The sequence below is a fragment of the Clostridioides sp. GD02404 genome (assembly GCF_045898275.1).
Lineage (GTDB): Bacteria > Bacillota > Clostridia > Peptostreptococcales > Peptostreptococcaceae > Clostridioides > Clostridioides difficile_A.
This window is the reverse complement of the sequence record NZ_JBJOCA010000004.1, coordinates 42,464-62,069: the sequence shown is the minus strand read 5'-3', so window position 1 is coordinate 62,069 and position 19,606 is coordinate 42,464. Positions and strand designations below refer to the sequence as shown.

Annotated in this window: 17 protein-coding genes; 10 read left to right on the top strand and 7 right to left on the bottom strand. The window is 27.3% G+C overall.

The window, feature by feature from the left end; genetic code table 11:
- The first annotated feature begins 58 nt into the window (after positions 1-58).
- The 3 genes from Q3287_RS03890 to Q3287_RS03880 all read left to right on the top strand — a co-directional run bounded on the left by Q3287_RS03890 (position 59) and on the right by Q3287_RS03880 (position 3,534).
- Positions 59-1,018 (top strand): VanZ family protein, encoded by a 960-nt coding sequence (locus Q3287_RS03890; RefSeq protein WP_407963555.1) that lies wholly within the window; start codon positions 59-61, stop codon positions 1,016-1,018.
- A 115-nt stretch (positions 1,019-1,133) separates the two neighbouring features.
- A complete protein-coding gene (locus tag Q3287_RS03885; RefSeq protein WP_407963554.1) occupies positions 1,134-1,922 on the top strand; it encodes a putative ABC transporter permease in 789 nt (262 codons plus the stop codon).
- Between the two features lie 292 nt (positions 1,923-2,214).
- Entirely contained in the window at positions 2,215-3,534 is a 1,320-nt protein-coding gene (locus Q3287_RS03880) for an aminotransferase class III-fold pyridoxal phosphate-dependent enzyme (protein WP_054270615.1), read from the top strand.
- Between the two features lie 73 nt (positions 3,535-3,607).
- Here the strand turns inward: Q3287_RS03880 and Q3287_RS03875 are convergent, their stop codons facing one another.
- The 6 genes from Q3287_RS03875 to Q3287_RS03850 all read right to left on the bottom strand — a co-directional run bounded on the left by Q3287_RS03875 (position 3,608) and on the right by Q3287_RS03850 (position 9,524).
- Complete coding sequence (locus Q3287_RS03875) at positions 3,608-4,042, bottom strand: hypothetical protein (RefSeq protein ID WP_054276933.1); 435 nt, start codon at positions 4,040-4,042, stop codon at positions 3,608-3,610.
- Between the two features lie 90 nt (positions 4,043-4,132).
- Positions 4,133-5,509, bottom strand: coding sequence for a [FeFe] hydrogenase H-cluster radical SAM maturase HydG (gene hydG, locus Q3287_RS03870; RefSeq protein ID WP_054276932.1), 1,377 nt, complete (start codon positions 5,507-5,509; stop codon positions 4,133-4,135).
- Positions 5,510-6,595: a [FeFe] hydrogenase H-cluster radical SAM maturase HydE gene (hydE, locus tag Q3287_RS03865; protein WP_054270612.1), complete on the bottom strand. Its 1,086-nt coding sequence runs from the start codon at positions 6,593-6,595 to the stop codon at positions 5,510-5,512. It lies immediately after the preceding gene.
- 35 nt (positions 6,596-6,630) lie between these two features.
- Positions 6,631-7,839, bottom strand: coding sequence for a [FeFe] hydrogenase H-cluster maturation GTPase HydF (gene hydF / locus Q3287_RS03860; protein WP_054276931.1), 1,209 nt, complete (start codon positions 7,837-7,839; stop codon positions 6,631-6,633).
- 14 nt (positions 7,840-7,853) lie between these two features.
- Entirely contained in the window at positions 7,854-8,105 is a 252-nt protein-coding gene (locus Q3287_RS03855; protein ID WP_003430584.1) for a TM1266 family iron-only hydrogenase system putative regulator, read from the bottom strand.
- 378 nt (positions 8,106-8,483) lie between these two features.
- Positions 8,484-9,524, bottom strand: a complete 1,041-nt coding sequence (locus tag Q3287_RS03850; RefSeq protein ID WP_054270610.1) for a M42 family metallopeptidase — start codon at positions 9,522-9,524, stop codon at positions 8,484-8,486.
- A gap of 475 nt (positions 9,525-9,999) precedes the next feature.
- Between Q3287_RS03850 and Q3287_RS03845 the strand changes: the two genes are divergently transcribed.
- From Q3287_RS03845 to Q3287_RS03815, 7 genes are all read left to right on the top strand, one after another.
- Positions 10,000-11,160: a DUF819 domain-containing protein gene (locus Q3287_RS03845; RefSeq protein ID WP_054270609.1), complete on the top strand. Its 1,161-nt coding sequence runs from the start codon at positions 10,000-10,002 to the stop codon at positions 11,158-11,160.
- A 340-nt stretch (positions 11,161-11,500) separates the two neighbouring features.
- A complete protein-coding gene (locus Q3287_RS03840) occupies positions 11,501-11,662 on the top strand; it encodes a hypothetical protein (protein WP_003424559.1) in 162 nt (53 codons plus the stop codon).
- A 204-nt stretch (positions 11,663-11,866) separates the two neighbouring features.
- Positions 11,867-12,496 (top strand): endonuclease/exonuclease/phosphatase family protein, encoded by a 630-nt coding sequence (locus Q3287_RS03835; RefSeq protein WP_407963553.1) that lies wholly within the window; start codon positions 11,867-11,869, stop codon positions 12,494-12,496.
- 239 nt (positions 12,497-12,735) lie between these two features.
- Positions 12,736-13,995 (top strand): VanW family protein, encoded by a 1,260-nt coding sequence (locus tag Q3287_RS03830; protein WP_407963552.1) that lies wholly within the window; start codon positions 12,736-12,738, stop codon positions 13,993-13,995.
- A 181-nt stretch (positions 13,996-14,176) separates the two neighbouring features.
- Positions 14,177-15,157 (top strand): protein kinase domain-containing protein, encoded by a 981-nt coding sequence (locus Q3287_RS03825; protein ID WP_223152915.1) that lies wholly within the window; start codon positions 14,177-14,179, stop codon positions 15,155-15,157.
- A gap of 249 nt (positions 15,158-15,406) precedes the next feature.
- Positions 15,407-16,474 (top strand): RNA ligase RtcB family protein, encoded by a 1,068-nt coding sequence (locus Q3287_RS03820; protein ID WP_407963551.1) that lies wholly within the window; start codon positions 15,407-15,409, stop codon positions 16,472-16,474.
- A 518-nt stretch (positions 16,475-16,992) separates the two neighbouring features.
- Complete coding sequence (locus Q3287_RS03815) at positions 16,993-18,909, top strand: endonuclease MutS2 (RefSeq protein ID WP_407963550.1); 1,917 nt, start codon at positions 16,993-16,995, stop codon at positions 18,907-18,909.
- A 54-nt stretch (positions 18,910-18,963) separates the two neighbouring features.
- Here Q3287_RS03815 and ytaF read toward each other — a convergent pair whose 3' ends face one another.
- Positions 18,964-19,587: a sporulation membrane protein YtaF gene (gene ytaF, locus Q3287_RS03810; protein ID WP_074179643.1), complete on the bottom strand. Its 624-nt coding sequence runs from the start codon at positions 19,585-19,587 to the stop codon at positions 18,964-18,966.
- Positions 19,588-19,606: the final 19 nt, after the last annotated feature.

Sequence of the window (19,606 nt, the reverse complement as noted above, 5' to 3'; positions counted from 1 at the left end):
AAATCGTCTTAAATGTTTATTGTTACCATTGAAATATTAAGAGAGAAGGTGATTATTAGTGGAAGAAAATAAAAAATTAGAAAAATTTTTACTATCAATTGTGTACATAATATTTTTTGTATATGTTTTATTGACTATAAAAATAATTTTATTTAAAGATGTACCAATTTACGCTATTTTAAAAGGAATGTTCAGGTCTGTAAATTTAATACCATTTTATACAATATGGCAATTTATCATAGATAATAATATTAGTTTTATGAGAGCTACTGTAAATATTATAGGAAATATAGGCATATTTATTCCAATGGGGATTTTCTTCCCTATAGTATTTAAAGAATTAAATAAAAAAACTATGATTACAGCAATTATATTTATTAGTTTAGGATTTGAAACAATACAATATATTCTTGCTCTTGGAAGTAGTGATATAGATGATATTATTTTAAATTCATTGGGTGGTATAATTGGTATTGCTATTTACATAAATATGACTAAATTATTTCCTAATAATATAATAAAGTTCAAGGCTATAATAGGAACTAGCTTGATTTTAGGAGTTATAGGGCTAGGAATTATTTCTATAAATTATCAAGATTTGCTAAACTTTAAATTTAAATCAAATAAAGAAATATCAAAAATATTAATTGAGGAAAATAAGGAAATAATCAAGGATATAAATAAAGATGAAGTAGACATAATTGGTACATTTGAGAGATTTGAAAAAGGCACAATAACAATTAAAGCTGGTTCTAATAATAAAGTAAAGAGACCAGAAAATATAATTGATAGTGATGGAAATGTAAGAATTTATTTAAGTGAAAATACAAGATTAGTATCTTATGTGATTACTGAAGAATCAAAAAGTGATGTAGTTAAATATCAAGAATTTGATGTTAAAAATTTACCATTATTAAGGAAATACGATACATTTTATGTTTGGATTGATAAAGAAAACCAATCAAAAGATAAACATGGGATTGTAGCTAGCAAATTGTTAATTGGATTAAATGAATAGGACATTAATTTAATATAAAAGAATAACAAACATAAAAAACGAAAAAACTATTTCTATAACTATTTTTACATTATGCATAAAATAAGACAACTTAGTGAAGGAGTAGAGATAAATTATGGAAATAATAAGGTATGTTTTGTACTTTTTTATATATTCTTTTTTAGGATGGACAGTAGAAAGTATAGGTTGTTCTATAGCGAGCAAAAGAATAATTAATAGAGGCTTTTTAAATGGTCCAATATGTCCTGTTTATGGTTTTGGAGCAGTGATTATAATATCATTATTGGAAAGGTTTGATAATATAGTCATAATATTTCTATTAGGCATGATTTTAACAACAATATTAGAGTATTTTACAGGATTTATTTTAGAGACCTTATTTCATGCAAAATGGTGGGATTATTCTGACAGAAAATTCAATATAAAGGGTAGAGTATGTTTAAAAAATGCAATATACTTTGGTGTAATGTCTGTTATAATAGTAAAGTTGATACATCCATTTATAAAGTATTTTGTAGGAACAATTCCATATAGAATATTAATATCAATGGCTATAATTACAACACTTTGGACTATAATTGATTTAATTGTTACTATTATAACACTCAAAAAATTGGATATAAAGTTAAGCTTGTTAGATGAGATAATTGCAGACCTTAGTGATATAAATGTGAAACTTGATAAATTTGATAGAGGCGAGATACAAGCTTTATTTAAAACAGTAAATAAAGATGAATTGGAAACTAGAGAAAAAATAAACAAAATAAACAGTAAATTAGACCGTATAGAGTCCAATATTATCCTACAAAAAAGAGTTATCAAAGCTTTTCCATATATAAAACATAAAAAACAACAAGAGCAATTAGAGTATTTCAAAGGTATTATTAGAGAAAATAAAAGATAATTATACAATTTAATAGAAAATAAACAGAATAATGGTATTTATAAGTTAATTTTTAAAGGACTCTATAAAAATAGAATAGAGTCCTTTATTTTTTGTGGAATAATGTTTATTTGATAAGAATAAAATATATTGTTCCTGAATAACAAATATTTTGAAAATTGTAAAAACATATATTGACAATTTGTGCCAAAGATAATAACATTAAGTATATAAAGAATTTTATATAGAAATATCTTTATAAATCGCAATAATTTTAAAACATAAATCTATTTAAAGAGGGGATGATTTGCCAATGAGCGAGATAACTAGTCAAATGATAAGTACAGAAGAAAAAAAATATGTTGCTAAAACACAAAAAATACCTTACTATCCAGTAGCATTTAAATCAGGTGATGGTGCAATGTTATATGATTATGAAGGTAATGAGTATGTTGATTTTTTAGCAAGTGCAGGCTCTGCGAATGTAGGTCATGGAAATAAGGAAATCTCACAAGCAGTTAAAGAACAAATGGATGATATCACACAATATACACTTGCGTATTTCCATAGTGATCCTCCTGTAAAATTAGCTGAAAAGCTTGTGGAAATAGCCCCTGGAGATAATGATAAAAAAGTATTATACAGTGCAACAGGTTCTGCTTGTATAGATGCTGCTATAAAACTAGCAAGAGGGTATACTGGAAGAACAAAAATAATATCTATGTATGAATCTTATCATGGAAGTACTTATGGAGCTATATCTATATCTGCATTAAGTACAAATATGAGAAGAAAAATGGGTCCATTGTTACCAGAAGTTTATCACTTCCATTACCCTGATAAAAATAGAACAGCTAAAGAATGTTTAGATGAGATAGAATATGCTTTTGCGCACTATTTACCAGCAGAAGAAGTAGCTGCAATATTTATAGAACCAATTGCAGGAGATGCAGGAATAATAGTACCTCCAGTAGAGTGGGTACAAGGTTTAAGTAAAATATGTAAAGAAAATGGAATACTACTTATAAGTGATGAAATACAACAAGGTATGGGAAGAACAGGTAAGTGGTTTGGTATAGAAAATTTCGGAGTTGAAGCAGACCTTATAGTTCTTGGAAAATCTGTTGGAGGTGGATTACCTTTAGGAGCAGTTGTTGGAAGAACTGAGATAATGCAAAGCCTTGATGCTCCAGCACATCTATTTACTTTAGCTGGAAATACAACAGTATGTGTAGCTGCTTTAAAATCTATAGAAATAATTGAAAGAGAAAACTTACTTCAAAAGAGTATAGAAATGGGAGATTATATTAAAGCAGGATTTGAGAAGTTAAGAGAAAAATACGATATAATTGGAGAAATAAGAGCTTTAGGATTATCTATAGGAGTTGATATAGTTAAAGGAAATGGCTCTAATGAAAAAAATCCAGATGCTACAGCTAAGATATGTTATAGATGTATACAAACTGGTTTAATAATGATATTCTTAGGTCAATCTACTTTAAGAGTACAACCTCCTCTAGTAATAACTAAGGAACAAGTAGATAAAGCAATGAGTATCATAGATTCTGCAATAGATGATTATTTAAATGGTAGAATTGGTGATGAAGTATATGAAGTAACTCAAGGTTGGTAAAATACATATAAATAAAAATAAGAGTTATCTCAGTTTTAGAAAGTAATTTCTGAAATGAGATAACTCTTTTAAATTACCCACAAGTAAGAAGATTAGTTGATTCATTAAGGGTCATGTTTTGGATGTCATTCTTGTGAGCATCAGAAACAGTATTACGAGAGTAGTTACCTTTACTTGTATTATCTGTTAATTTAGTTATAATTAATATTGCTAAAAGAATAAAAATTACTGTGTATAAGGCAATAACATAAGGTTTTCTTTTATATTTGTATTTGTTGTTAAAAAAAGAATGACCATAATTATTTTTATTGACTTTAGATTTATTAGTATTTATATTCTTTTTCTTGTTACTTTTCTTTTTATCATCCTTTTTTCTATTTTTAGGGTAAGGAATGACTTTGTGTGTATTATCAAGTTTGATATTTTTATTTTTTTGAATATTGCTTTCTAGGCTAGCTTTTTTTTCTCCAAATTGAATAGTTTTATTGGTATTGTTGTTATCTTTCAATGTTAATCTCCCTCCCTTAAACTTTCCCTTTAGATAATATTACTACTAACCCATAGAATATACAATAAATAATATATAAGTAATAAAATTTTATAAGTATAAGTCTCTTTCTCCACGTTCTAAGGCAGTCATATTGTTAGATACTATGTTTCTTATATCTTCTCTTTCTATCTTAGCTATTTCTTCTGTGATAAGTTTTTTGCCCATAGCTTTAAGTTCCTCATCACCATAATCAATTAGAAATTCGTTTAATGTAGTAAGAGCATTTGGTGTACAGACATTGTGGATTTGGCGACTTTTAGCTAAACTCATAAATCTATCTCCAGTTCTACCTTTGCGATAACAAGCTGTACAATAACTAGGGATATATCCATCAGTTATTAGTTCTTTAAGCACCTCTACAGGGCTTCTATGGTCTCCAACTTCAAATTGTTCTGTATTGTCACCATCTTCATATGCTTTATATCCTCCAACACCTGTCAGAGAACCTGCACTGACTTGTGATACACCATATTTTAGCAATTCATTTCTCATATCAGCAGTTTCTCTAGTGGACATTATAATTCCAGTAAAAGGAACGGCTAATCTAGTTATAGCTACTATTTTTTTGAACATATCATCAGAAACTAAGTGAGGAAAATCTTCTAAACTCATTCCTTCAGCTTTTTTTAATCTAGGGAAAGATATAGTGTGGAATCCTACTCCAAACTTTTCCTCTAAGTGTTCATTATGCATCATAAGTCCTAGAACTTCAAATTTTGGGTCAGATAAGCCAAATAAGACTCCAGCACCAACATCATCAACACCAGCTTCCATAGCTCTATCAAAAGCTGTTAAATGGTAATAGTAGTCATTTTTTATAGAATGACCATGCATCTTTATAAATGTTGGTTTATGATAAGTTTCTTGGAATAATATATAAGTTCCTATTCCCTTTTCCTTTAGTAACTTGTATTCATCTACACTTGTAGCAGCTATGTTAACGTTTACCCTTCTTATATTTCCATTTTCGTTATATGTTGAGTAAATTGCATCTAAGCAATCTAAAATATAATTTATATCACAGTTTTTAGGGTCTTCACCAGCTTCTAGAGCTAGTCTTTTATGACCCATTTTTTCTAGTATTTTAACCTCTTCTTTTACTTCATCCATAGTAAGTTTTTTTCTTTTAAATTTGTTGCATGTACTGAAACCACAGTAAACACATTCATTTACACAGTAGTTTGATACATAGAGAGGGGCAAATAAAACCACTCTATTACCATATATTTCGTTTTTTATTTGCCCAGCTATACTAAATAATCTATCTAGTTGTTTTTTATCTTCCACTTCAAGAAGAGTAGCTATATCTTTATAAGTAAGTTTTTCCCTTCTATCAGCCTTATCAAGTACCTTTTCAATATCATCATAAGTTGAATTTTTTGCATCCTCTAATAAAGAATTAATTAGTTCATGTTTTATGAACATTTACAAACGCCTCCATTCAATATTATCACCACGAGAATAGTCGACTTTAAGTCCTAATGACTTGATGTTTTCTTCTAAACTTTGGTGATACTCACAAGCTTCTTGACCAGTAAAGGCTTTGTTATCGTAAAGAGAATATTGTTTTCTAAATTCTTGAGGAGAAAGGTTTGGCATAATTACATTACAGCCAGCTAAAAGACCTGCATTTCTTCCACTAGGGTTTATAGATGCAAGGGCCGTTGTAGCAGGTAATAAAACTTTTGGAAGTAGAAGTCTTGTAATTGAAAGCATAAGTAGTGTCTTTTCTAAATCTCCATGTTTATAATCTTTAAATATTGTGTCATGATGTGGAATAAAAGGTCCTATTCCAACCATATGAGGATTTAATTCTTTTAGATACAATAAATCACGAACAAGGTCCTCATTGGTTTGAAATGGTGACTCAACCATAAATCCAGCACCTACTTGATAACCAATTTCCTTAAGGTTTTTTAGGCATTCCTTTCTAGTTTTAAGTTCAATGTTTGGTGGATGTAATTTTTTATAATGACTGTCTGTAGCAGTTTCATGTCTTAAAAGATACCTGTCTGCACCACTTAAAAAGTATTTTTTATATGAGTCATAACTCTTTTCTCCCAGTGATAGTGTTATGGCACAATCCTCATATTTATTTTTTATAGTTGAAACAATTTCACATATTTTATCATCATTAAAATATGTATCTTCACCACCCTGCAAAACAAAAGTCCTGTATCCTATTTTATATCCTATATCACAACATTCAAGTATTTCATCAAGTGAAAGTCTGTATCTTATGATATTTTTATTAGAAGATTGTATTCCACAGTAGTAGCAATTATTTTTACAATAGTTTGTAAGTTCTATAAGTCCTCTCAAATAGATTCTGTTTCCATAATGCTTATTTCTCATGTCGCTAGCTTGCTTATAAAGATAGTTTCTTAAATTTTGTTCAAAGTTATATTCTTCATTGTCGATATTTTCTATTAAATATAGTAGTTCATCAAAGCTTAATGAATTTATGCTGTAAAGTTTATCTATAAAGTATTTAATCTTATTTTTAGTCATATCTAAATATGTAATTATTAAATATGGTTAAATTTTTAATAATTGAAAAGTTCAAGTGATCTTTCTAAAATACCTTTTACATATGCTATTAAAATACCATAGTTTACTATAGGTACATTGAAAGATTTTGCCTTTTCTATTCTAGATAACATTCCAGCTCTATTCATCATACAAGCTCCACAATGAACTACAAGTGCATATTTATTTATATCTTCAGTGAAGGATACTCCAGAACTAAATTCGAAAGTAATATTTTTACCAGTTTTCTTTCTAATCATGTTAGGAATCTTTACTGTTCCAATATCATCAGTCTGTCTGTGATGAGTACATCCCTCAGCCATCAAGACTTTATCACCATCTTTTAAATTTTCTAAAGCATAAGCGCCATTAATTAATTCTTTAAGGTCTCCCTTTTGTCTAGCAAATAATATAGAAAAAGATGTAAGAGGAATATCTTTTGGAGTATCTTTATCTACTTGTGGAAATACTTGAGAGTCAGTAATAACAAGTTTTGGTTTTTTACCTAGACTAGATAGAGTTTCTTTTAAACTATCTTCCTTTGTAACTATAGAAATTGCTCCAGTATCTAAAATATCCCTTATAACTTGCTGTTGAGGAAGTATAAGTCTTCCCTTTGGGGCGGCTTTATCTATTGGAACTACCAAAACAACTAAATCATTTGGTTCAATTAAATCTGATACCAATTTAAATTCAGTGCTATCTTTAGGTAAGACTCTTATTATTTCATTCTTTAAATCTTCAATTCCAATTTTATCTGTTGATGAGACAGAAACAACTGGACATTTAACTTTATTTTTAGTTAAGTCTAAAATTTCAGAGTGATTCTTAATTGTATCAATCTTGTTAAGAACTAAAATATGAGGTATATTCTTATCATTAAACTTTTCAATTAGCGTTAAATCTTCTTTTGATATACCAATTTGGCAATCAACTACTAGTAAAGCTATATCTGTTTTTTCTAAAACATCTAATGATTTACTTATTCTAAGTTCACCAAGTTCACCAACATCATCAAGACCGGCAGTATCTATAAGAACACAAGGTCCTATAGGAAGGATTTCCATTGGTCTAAATACTGGGTCTGTAGTAGTTCCAGCAATATCTGATACTATCGCAGCACTTTGATTCGTTATAGCATTTATTATGCTAGATTTACCTGCATTTCTTTTACCAAAGAGACCTATATGTACTCTTATTGATTGTGGAGTAGAATTTAGACTCATTTGTACTCACCACCTTAAATTTCTTTTTTTGATATACTAGTTTTTACAGATACATGAGGTATGTTTCCCAATTTACCAGTCAAACTATTAATAGTATCCATTTCGCCAACAACTGCTATACATACAATCGATACTCCTTCTTCTTCACAAGGAATTCCCATTCTGCCTTTAATAATACCTTTAAAACCTGATACAACCTCATTAAATTTAAGCTGACATTCTTTTGGCTCTTCTAAAATAGCACTTATGACCGCAACCTTTTTCATAAATATCCTCCTAACTCAGAAAATATGTCTTAAACAAATCCAAAATCAAAAAACTTTTCTTTTAAAGAAAAGTTTCTACAAAAGAAAAGTTATTAATTACACAAGTATAATGTGCCATATTAAACTATTTCCTTACAGATTAGATAACTCTTTTCTGGTAGGGTTAGCTTGTAAAAATTTAATTTAACAACAATTAACTAAAGAAAATTTTCACATAATTTATATAAATTATATAAAAATTAACTAAAGAAAATTGAAGCTACTTATATAATAGTAGTAAATTGAAATTAAGTCTATAGGAAAACCAATTTTTGTATAAAAATTAAAATTAAAATTGGTTATTTGTTAAGAAATGACTTTAGTAAAATGTGTATTTAACTATTTTTTAAGCATATAGTTTATAAGTAGTTTTAGAGTGTTTTCGATAGCTTCTATATGTGTTCTTTCATAGTGATGACTATTGTTTGTTCCAGGACCAACACATGCTATTTGAACATCTTCTCCCCAACGAATGGCCTCTGAAGCGTCTGAACCATAGAAAGTAAATACATCGACAGCATAATCTAAATTATTGTCTTCTGCAACATCGACAAGTTTGTTTCTTAAATTAAAATCATATAATGATAAATTATCTTTTGCAACTATAGTTACACCATGTTCACTAGATGTTTGACTTGGCCCAGTTGGTGCTATATCTATTGCTACAAATTCTTTTGTTTTTTCAGGTAAAGCTTTAGAAACACCATGTCCAATTTCTTCATAATTACTTATATAAAAGTTAGTAGTATGTTTAGGAGTTAAATTATTTTCCTTAAAATATCTACATATTTCAAGAACCATTGCTACAGCAGCTTTATTATCTATATATCTAGATTTTATAAAACCAGATTCTGTAGCTTCAAAGCGATGGTCTAGACACACAAAATCTCCAACACTTATTCCTAAATCTAATACATCTTGTTTTGTAAATACTTTTTCATCAAGTCTGATAATCATTGTTTCTTCATTTCTCTCAGTAGCAGCCTTTGTCTGACCATATATATGTGTAGAAGCATATTTAAATACAATACTTCCTCTGATTTTTTTACCCTTTCTAGTTATAACAGTACAGTTTTCTCCTTCTATAGCTGCCCAACAACCACCACCAACTTTATGGTATTTAAGAGTACCATCAGATGATATTTCTTTTACCATAGCTCCAAGTGTATCCATATGTGCAGATATTGTTATTTGATTTGAATCATCTTCACCAGGAAGAGTAGCTATAAGTGCACCTTTTTTTGTAAGAATAGTATTAAGACCTAATGCTTCAAAGTCTTTTTTACTTTCTAAAACTGCATTTTCAGTATATCCAGCTGGACTTGGGATATCTAAATATTTTTTCATTAAATTTATAGTATTAGTTAAATTTAAATTCATATTGTTTCCTCCTAAAAAATATATATTCATACAAATTATAACATAAATACGAATGTTCTGAAAACTAAAAATAAAAGAAAAAATTCTAAATATACTTAAAAAAAAAGTATATAAAATAAATTTAATTTATATTATATAGATTTAAAGTAAAAATAGTTTTATCACATAATTAATAAAAATAAATACAAAACAAAATGAATGAATAAATAAAATATTTAGTTTAATTATCTTTACAAATAAAAATTTTAGTAATAAAATAATTGTTGGAAAAGATTTTAAATTCAGATTATTCATTTTTTAAAGTAATTAATCTGCGAACCTTTATTAATATATGTAAATAGTTAAGTATATATGTATTTAATTAGCATAATATAGATAAAAATATTTATTTTAATTGTTTATTTTCTGAAGAAAAGGTCTTTATTAGTAATCATAAAAAATAAAATTAATTAAGAAAAGAGAGGATGTGTATAATGTGATTGAGAATGGATTTGTATATTGTAGTTTCTTAGTTGTATTTGTAGGTGTAATTTTTTTTATGGTAGATAAATTGAAATGGAAAATATTTGATGTAATTAATCCAATGCTTTTAATCTACTTAGGAGCAGCTATACTAGCATCATTTGGTTTATTTGCACAAAATGATGATGTTGGAATATATCAAAATATAATAACAGTGAATTTTTTACCATTAATGTTAGTTTTCTTGTTAATTCAGTGTGATTTAAGAAAAATATTAAAAATGGGTCCTAAAATGTTATTATCATTTTTCTGTGCTACATTTACATTTATGCTTGGATTCGTTATAGCATTTATAATTTTTAAAGGTTCAATGGGTGCAGACTCATGGAAAATTCTTGGAGCAGCATCTGGTTCATGGATAGGTGGTTCATCAAATATGATTGCTGCAGCAAATGCTTTAGGAGTTGCAGAAGAAGGTCTTAGCTATGCAATACTTATGGGTTCTATAGGATATACAGTATGGATGTCTGTTTGTTTAATGTCTGTAAAATTTGGACCTAAATTTAATAAATGGACAAAATGTGATACAAGTTTTATAGATGAAGTTACATCAAAACTTGAGAAAGAAAATAAAGATAATACAGCACCCACATTTGTAGAACTTATGACTTTACTTTCTGTTGGGTTTGGAGTAGCAGCTTTTGCACAAATTGTGTCTAAGATACTTCCAACTTCGGGAATACTTAATGAAACTATGTGGGTAGTACTCGTTGCATCTACAGTATCAATACTATTAGGTATGACTAAAATATCAAAACTTAAGGGAAGTACATTAGTAGGGAATGTGTTTATGTATTTACTTCTTGCAGCTACAGGAAGTAAAGCAAATTTCTTTGGATTGTCAGAAGCACCTGTTTACATAATGTTTGGGTTAGTAGTAGTACTTGTACATGCTATTTCATTTATAGGACTTGCAAAATTGTTTAAACTAGATTTATTTACTTGTGAGGTAGGAAGTATAGCTAATATAGGGGGAGTAACCACAGCACCTATGATTGCTGGAGTTCATAACCCAGTATTAATACCAGTAGGAGTGCTTATGGGACTTTTAGGAAATGTCATAGGTACATATTGTGCTCTTATGGTAACTCAAATATTACATATGTTAGCTTAATAAAAAACAATATTAAACTAATACTTTTATATAAGAAAAGTCATCTCAATTTAAGTGTAAGCTTTTATTGAGATGATTTTTTGTTTGACAATATAATTTATATAAAAAAGATATTTTGACATATTTAGTGCATAACATTGTAAAACTTACTAGAATCGAGATATATTTAATTTTTGTATTGAATCGAACGTCTGTATGATGTATAATAAAAATATAGAACGAATGTTTGCAGAACGGATGTTTTTTGAATTTATTTTAATAATTTATGAATATATACCATAATACATAAATATATTTAAATATAAAGATTAAAAAGAATTTAAAGGAGTGTTGATAACTTATGATAATTCCATCAAGAAGAATACAAGATATAACATTAACAAATTTAAAAAATGGTGAAGTAACTTTAATTGAATTGGATGAAATATATAAGAAGATGGGATTTTTATTTGTTGTTAGTGAAGGCAAATTGAAAAAGATAAAAAAGGAGAATCATCATTAGAAATGAATGAAATAATAAATATTATAATAGTTTATAAAACCTAACTTATATAGTATATAAATACTTAAGTTAGGTTTTTTTGTGATAAAGTTTATAAGTAATTAAATAAGTAATTGATTTTATAAGCTAAGTAATGTTATTAAGTGAAAAATAAATAAGTTTAAACTTTAATAAGTATTATATTACATAAGAGGTGATATTATTATGAAAATAGTAACCTACAATATTCATAAAGGTATGGATTCAAATAATAGATTAACTCTAACTAAAATGGGAACATATTTAAAACAGTTGGATTGTGATGTAATTTGTTTGCAAGAAGTATTATATCCTCAATTTTTAGCTTTAAAAACTGTTTTAAATATGGATGGTGTATTTGCTACAAACGTAAAAAAAGTAAGTATGATATATGGTATTTGCACGTTTACAAAATTTAAAATATTAAACAGCAATCATTTTTTCCTAACTAGCAAAAAAGAACAACGAGGAGCACTTTGTATGACTATAGATGAATATGGAAGAATAGTAAATATAATAAATACTCACTTGGGTCTTGATAGACAAGAAAGAGCAAAACAATTAGATGAAATAATAGACTATAGAAATAGATTAGTGGGGATAGTTGTTTTGTGTGGTGACTTTAATGAGGAAAATGTCTTTTTAAGCATGTTTAATGATATTGCCATTTCACTAGCTAAGTCTCATCTATCTACATTTGAAAAATCAAAATCTAGGATAGATTACATTTTTGTTAATAAAAATGTTGAGTTAAAGGGATATGAAGTAGACAAAATTTACTTGTCAGACCATTATCCAGTGATAGGTTATATTTAAATTTTAATATAATTTAAACTAATTATTATAAAATCCTTGATTTTTTTATTAAGAAATAATAAAAAAATATAATAAAAAAATATCAAAAATAAAACTAATTATAAGACATAAATTTACAATAAAGTTACATTTGATTAAATTCCTTGTTTAAAAAAAGCTATTCAAATATAATCTAAAGTAGTTTTGAAATGGAAACTCTATTAGGCAAAATTAAGTTAGTGTTAAAATGAGGTGAAGTTATGGGCAGAAGTGCAACAAGGGTTTCAAGATTAGGAAAAGAAAGAAAGAGAAATCTTATAATAGTATTAGCAATTTTAGTTGTAGCTATAGGAGGATTTACTTATTTTTTTAATAACAAATTTCTGTATAATGGGAAAATCGCTAAAAATGTGTATATAGAAGGAATAAATGTATCTGATATGACTAAGGAAGAAGCATTAAAAGCTATAACAGGTAAGTATATTCCAGAAGATTTAAATCTTAGTTATGATGGGAAAAAATATACAATATCTCCAAAAGATATTGACTTAAGATATAATACAGAAGAAGTTGTAAAAAATGCATATGAGACTACAAAAAAAGGCTCTTACTTTCAAAACTTAAAAAAATATATTGATATAAGAATAAATAAGCTAGCTCTAAAAATAGAATCCAGTTATGATGAGGCAAAGCTTAGTTCAAAAGTATCATCTATAGCAGATAGTATCAATGTCAAAATGAAAAATGCTTCTATTAGTGTTGGAAGTGGAGGATTGAATTATACAGATTCTGTTGTAGGAAGAGAGTTTGATTTAGCAGCAAACAAAGAATCTATATATAATATGATAAAGAATAAAGAGCATAAGTCTTTAGAACTTAAAGTAAATCTTCAAAAACCAGACATAACAACTGAGCAAGTAAAAACTGTGAATTCTGTTATAGGTCAATATTCAACTACTTATTCTCAGGCTATAGAAGGTAGGTCATATAATGTGGGTCTATCAGCAAGAAAAACTAGTGATGTATTATTAATGCCAGGTGAAGAGTTTTCATATAATAAGCTTACAGGACCTAGCAATAAGGCTAATGGTTATAAGGATGCACCAGTTATAGTTTATGGGAAATTAGAGCAATCAGCAGGTGGAGGTGTTTGCCAAACATCTTCAACAATTTATAACGCTGCTCTTATTTCAGGAATGGAGATAACTCAAGTCACAAATCATTCATCTGCATCAACGTATGTGCCAAAAGGAAGAGATGCTACTGTAAGTGATGGAGGATTAAACTTAAAGTTTAAAAATCCATATGACCATCCTGTATATATTAAAAACTATGCAGGTGGAGGAAGTGTATCATCAGTAATATATGGTAACTCTGGTGACAAACCTAATATATCAATAGAAGTAAAACAGACTGGTCAAAATAAGTATTCTACATATAGAATATTTAAAGATTCAAATGGAAATGTAATAAAAAAAGAACATATATCAAATAGTTCCTATAAAGAACTAAAAAAATAAATCATTTTTTAAAGTGATATTTATACAAAAAAACAAGGAAGCCTCTGACTTTCTTGTTTTTTTTGTATAAAAGTAACATTATTGACTCTTGTTTTGATATTAGAGTCATTAATATATAGAAAATATTCCTATATATTGGTATAATTGTAAATAGATTTAGTTATATAAAATGTATGAGGAGGTGACATGGTTGAATTTTATAGGCAATAGATATGAGGTAGTAAATTCTGATGACGTTTTAGAAATTAACAAAATCTATAAAGCTAGAGATGTTTTTTACAGAAAAAATGTGCTAATAAAAGTCATAAAGCACAATAATTATATCTGTGGGGATTTTGTTTCAAATTTAATTGATGAAAGTACTGCTTTAGATGAAATAAACTCTCCTTATATACTAAAAATAATAGATGTTGGAATTCATTGTACAGAAGAAACAACACTGTATTATGTTGTAAGTGAAGACTTTAATGGTATCGGATTAGATGAATTAATTCTAGGGAATTATCTTCATTTAGAAGCAATTGTAAATATAATGATACAAGTTTTAAAAGCTTTAGAAATGATACATAGAAATCATTCATATCATGGTAGTTTAAAATCAAGTAGTATAATAGTAGATACAGAATATAATATCAAGGTTTGTGATTTTGGAATTACAAAAGCAAATAATGGGGTTAATACAAGAAGTTATGGAAATAGAAGGTATTTATGCCCACATCAACTATGTATAAATTATACCGATAAAGAAAGTGATTTTTTTGCGACAGGGCTTATTTTATTTGAGTCAATATTTAAAAAATTACCTTTTGGAGAATCGAATTCAGAAGAAAAAATATTACAGTCTATTGATAAAGGATTAGATTGGAATAGTATAAAAGCAATTAATGGGAATACAGAACTTATAAACGTTATAAAGAGGCTTCTTGGTAGAAATAACAAGTATACCAGAGCCAATGATATTATTGTTGATTTAAGTAAAGTAATGTATGAAAAAGCTTATATAGAAGTTGAAGATGAGAAAAAAGAAGAGAAACAAGAAAAAGTCGTACAGATAAAAAAAGAAGAAAAAATTAAAGTGAGAAAAAAATTACATAAAAAACTTGTTGTTGCTGGTCTAGCAATAGTTATGATTTCAATGATTATTATCAGCTCTATAATATAAAAACTATATATTACATATTTAAAAGCAATATCTATGAACAATATACATATAGATAGAAAATCTAGTTTAGTCATAAATTATGAGAGGAAGTGGTTATTATGTTAGAAAAAAATAATGAGGTATCAAACATCTAAGAATATTTTAACAAATAGCCACCTGCTTTTGTAATTTAGAATAAAAAGCTGTGGCTAAAAGTCACAGCTTTTTGCTACTTTTTAAAGGCAGGAACATATTAAAAAGGAGCAAAGTATGAGTGAAATAAAAATAATAGCAAGCAATAAGTGTTGGATTGAAGATATAGCAAAGAAACAGCTTGAAGATATTTCAAACTTAAATGGAGTTTTAAAAATAGTAGGACTACCTGATTTACATGCAGGTAAAATACCTGTTGGTCTAGCTGTTGAAACTAGTAACTTTATTTATCCACATATAATTGGAAATGATATAGGATGTGGAATGACCTTATTTAAAATTGGGATTTCAAAAAAGAAATTTAAAAAAGAAAGATGGATTAAATCTCTTGATAAGATTAAAGACTTATCAGATATAGAAATAGCAGATATATATGAAGAAGAATGTCCAATTTTAAATTTGGGAACTATTGGAAGTGGAAATCATTTTGTAGAGTTTCAATGTGTAAATGAAGTTTATAATAAAGAAGAATTTGAACAATTAAGATTATCAACTGATGATATAATGATGCTGGTTCACTGTGGCTCAAGAAATTATGGAGAAACTATTTTGAATAAATTTTATAATAAAAATGGTATTGAGGTTGAAAGTGATAAAGCAAGAGCATATATGGAAAGTCATGATAAGGCTTTAATTTGGGCAGAACGTAATCGTGAAGCTGTCAGTAAAAAAATTATGCAATCAATAGGTACATCTGGAAATATTGAAAAGATATTATCTATAAATCATAATTTTATAGAGAAAAGACAAGATAAATTTATACATAGGAAAGGCGCTGTTTCAAGTGAAAGTGGAGCTGTAATTATACCAGGTTCGAGAGGGAGTTTATCATATATAGTTATGCCTACTGAAAATACAGAGATATCTTTATATTCTCTGTCACATGGAGCTGGTAGAAAATGGTCTCGTTCAATTTGTAAATCTCGTCTTAAAAACAAGTATAATAAAGACAACATAAAACAAACTAAATTTAAAAGCCATATTATATGTAATGATATAAATTTATTATTTCAAGAGGCTCCAGAAGCTTATAAAAATATAGAACAAATTATTGAAAGTTTGATAGAGTATAAGCTTATTCAAGTAGTGGCAACTATGAAGCCGCTGATTACTTATAAAGGTTAATTTTCAAAGTTAAGAAAGATTAAAATTATATTAGATTATAAATAGCTGATTTTGTTAGAACATGTAAAATTGTTTTACTATTATCAGCTATTTTTTTGTTCTCATAAAAGAATATAAAATGCAAATGAAGAGATTATGTTAATACAATAAATAGAAAGTTTAAAAAGTGTGTTGAAAAATAAGGATATAATGAGTATAAGTATTTATGGATTCTTGATGAAGTACAATTTTTATTATGCAAAAATATCAATGAAATTATTTTTATTGACATGAAGATGGAATCTATGAAATAATATTAGGAGCACCAAGATAAATGATTAAGTAAAAATAGAAAAGGAGCAGTTTTTTATGAAGAAAAATACTAATAGTAATGAGTCCGGGGTTAAGCTTCTTAATAAATAAGGAGTTTGATGCAGAATAACTCCTTATTTATTAAGTCGTTCACAAAATAACTATTATCAGAGTAAATGGTATGGGGATTTAAAAGCCTATGACTTATAAATAAAGGAGAAAAAATAATGAATAATAATACATTTGAAAGATTACAACTAAACGAAGTTAAAGAGTTAATAAAAGCATATTGTGTAAGCTCACTTGGAAAAAATCTGATAGATAAATTAACTCCTAGTGGTAATATCGGAGTAGTAAGAAGAAAGTTAGCAGAAAATAAAGAAGCTAGAAAGATAATTGAAAATAGCAATCATATACCACTTGAAGGATTGTTTAATGCAGGTTCTACAATAGACAAAATTGAAAAAGGAATGATAATAGAACCAATTGAACTTGTAAATATTGAAGATTTTTTAAGAGGATGTAGGAAGATTAAAGCTTTTATGCTAGAAAAAGAATTTTATTCACCTACATTAAGTTCCTATGCTTTAAATATAACAGAATGTAAAAATATAGAAGATGAAATAAATTACTGTATAAAATCGAATAAAGTCGATTCTAATGCTAGTAAAGAATTAAAAAAAGTAAGAAGAAATATAGAAATTACAGAAGGAAAGATAAAAGATAGACTAAATAAATTTATAACATCAACTATAAATAAAAAATATATACAAGAGTTTATAATAAGTAAAAGAAATGATAGATATGTAATACCAATTAAAGCTTCCTACAAAAATGAAGTTGATGGTACTATATTAGACACCTCATCAAAGGGAAATACTGTATTTATTGAACCTATAAGTGTTTCAAATCTAAGTACAGAGTTGACTATGTTAAAAGCTGATGAGACCATTGAAGAATATAAAATCTTATCTTATTTAACAGAACTTATATTTGATAAGATAAATCAGATAAAATTGAATATAGAAATACTTTCTGAATATGATATGGTATTTGCAAAAGCTAAGTATAGTCAAAAAATAAAAGGTATTACTCCGAAAATAAATCATAATGGCTATATAAAAATAATTAAAGGTAAACATCCTCTTCTAACAGGAGATGTTGTACCTTTAGATTTTGAAATAGGAAAAGACTACAGAAGTCTTGTAATAACAGGACCTAATGCAGGAGGGAAAACTGTAACTCTTAAGACCGTTGGATTATTAACTTTAATGGTTCAATGTGGATTTGATATTTCTGCAAAAGAAGGCAGTGAATTTAGTGTATTTGAAAAAGTTTTTGTGGATATAGGAGATAATCAAAGTATTGAAAATGCATTAAGTACTTTTTCATCACACATAAAAAATATCGCAGAGATTATGAGTTCATCAAATAATTCTACTCTTGTTCTATTTGATGAGATAGGAAGTGGAACTGAACCTAATGAAGGTTCAGGATTAGCAATATCATTATTAGAAGAGTTTTACAGAATGGGATGTATAACAATAGCATCAACTCATTATGGAGAGATAAAGAAATTTGCTAATTTACATCCAGAGTTCGAAAATGCTGGTATGATGTTTGATAAAGAAACTTTAGAACCAATGTATAAGTTGACTATAGGAAAATCTGAGGATAGTAATGCTCTTTTTATTTCAAAAAAAATGGGAATAAAAAATAGAGTACTAGAGAGAGCTAAAGAATATATAATTGATAGAAACTATAATTTAGACTTAATTAAAAGAAGTAAATTACAATCGAATGTTGAAGAAAATAAAAACTCTGAAATTATTTCAAACTATACAGATTATAATGTAGGAGATAAGGTAAAATTATTAGATGAAAATGATTTTGGGGTTGTATATAAACCAACAGACAAGTTTAATAATGTAGAAGTATTATTTAAAGATGATTTTATTTCAGTAAACATAAAAAGATTGGAACTTAGTATAAAAGCGTCAGAATTATATCCAGAAGGATATGATTTGGATACCTTGTTTACTAGTTTTGAAGATAGAAAATTAGAAAAAGACATTCAGAGAGGTTCAAAGAAAGCTCTTAAAAAGATTCAGAAAGAAATTAGAGAAAATAGAAAACAAATATAAAAACACAAAAGAAGCTATCTAAAGATAAAATTTTATTTTTAGATAGCTTCTTTATTAACATATCTTCATAAATCCAATGACCAACAGTATTAAACCACTTAACCAAGATAAGTTTAGATTTATTTTTTTAACAAATACATTTCCTAGTAAGCAACCAAGTAGAACTGCAATTATATTTGAGAGTAAAGAAAATAGAATAACTTGTATATAATTTACTCCTACAAGACCACTACCAAATCCAATTGCTAATCCATCTAGACTTAGAGCAATAGCAAGTGTAAATGCTTCAGCAGACTTAAGTATTTTAGATTTACTTGTATCTAAAGTATCAGGTTCAATGCTTACATTAAAATTTAGTTTAAGGTCTAACATATTAAGATTATAATCTTTTGAATGTATGGATTTTTTCTTAAAATAAGATTTAAAAAAGCTTTCAATTAGTCGAGCACTTCCTAATAAAAATAAGATAAAGAAACATATTAACATTGTTATATTTTGAGGTAAAAAATCTCTAACGATTGTACCTGCAAAAAGTGATATTGCTAAAATAGCTGAACAGACTACACTAATAATTATATTTGAATATAAAGGAACTTTAACTTTATTTACGCCATATCCAAAGCTTGTTACAAAGGCATCTATACAAAGAGAAGTTACTAATAAAATTGATTCAATCACAGCAGATTAACATCCTTTC

What these genes read in the sequence shown, in the direction of transcription:
- Q3287_RS03855 (WP_003430584.1), bottom strand. Translation starts at nt 8,105, where the DNA reads ATGAAAAAGGTTGCGGTCATAAGTGCTATTTTAGAAGAGCCAAAAGAA.
- hydF (WP_054276931.1), bottom strand. Translation starts at nt 7,839, where the DNA reads ATGAGTCTAAATTCTACTCCACAATCAATAAGAGTACATATAGGTCTC.
- hydG (WP_054276932.1), bottom strand. Translation starts at nt 5,509, where the DNA reads ATGTTCATAAAACATGAACTAATTAATTCTTTATTAGAGGATGCAAAA.
- Q3287_RS03835 (WP_407963553.1), top strand. Translation starts at nt 11,867, where the DNA reads ATGAAAATAGTAACCTACAATATTCATAAAGGTATGGATTCAAATAAT.
- Q3287_RS03885 (WP_407963554.1), top strand. Translation starts at nt 1,134, where the DNA reads ATGGAAATAATAAGGTATGTTTTGTACTTTTTTATATATTCTTTTTTA.
- Q3287_RS03880 (WP_054270615.1), top strand. Translation starts at nt 2,215, where the DNA reads ATGAGCGAGATAACTAGTCAAATGATAAGTACAGAAGAAAAAAAATAT.
- Q3287_RS03830 (WP_407963552.1), top strand. Translation starts at nt 12,736, where the DNA reads ATGGGCAGAAGTGCAACAAGGGTTTCAAGATTAGGAAAAGAAAGAAAG.
- Q3287_RS03850 (WP_054270610.1), bottom strand. Translation starts at nt 9,524, where the DNA reads ATGAATTTAAATTTAACTAATACTATAAATTTAATGAAAAAATATTTA.
- Q3287_RS03815 (WP_407963550.1), top strand. Translation starts at nt 16,993, where the DNA reads ATGAATAATAATACATTTGAAAGATTACAACTAAACGAAGTTAAAGAG.
- hydE (WP_054270612.1), bottom strand. Translation starts at nt 6,595, where the DNA reads ATGACTAAAAATAAGATTAAATACTTTATAGATAAACTTTACAGCATA.
- Q3287_RS03820 (WP_407963551.1), top strand. Translation starts at nt 15,407, where the DNA reads ATGAGTGAAATAAAAATAATAGCAAGCAATAAGTGTTGGATTGAAGAT.
- Q3287_RS03840 (WP_003424559.1), top strand. Translation starts at nt 11,501, where the DNA reads ATGATAATTCCATCAAGAAGAATACAAGATATAACATTAACAAATTTA.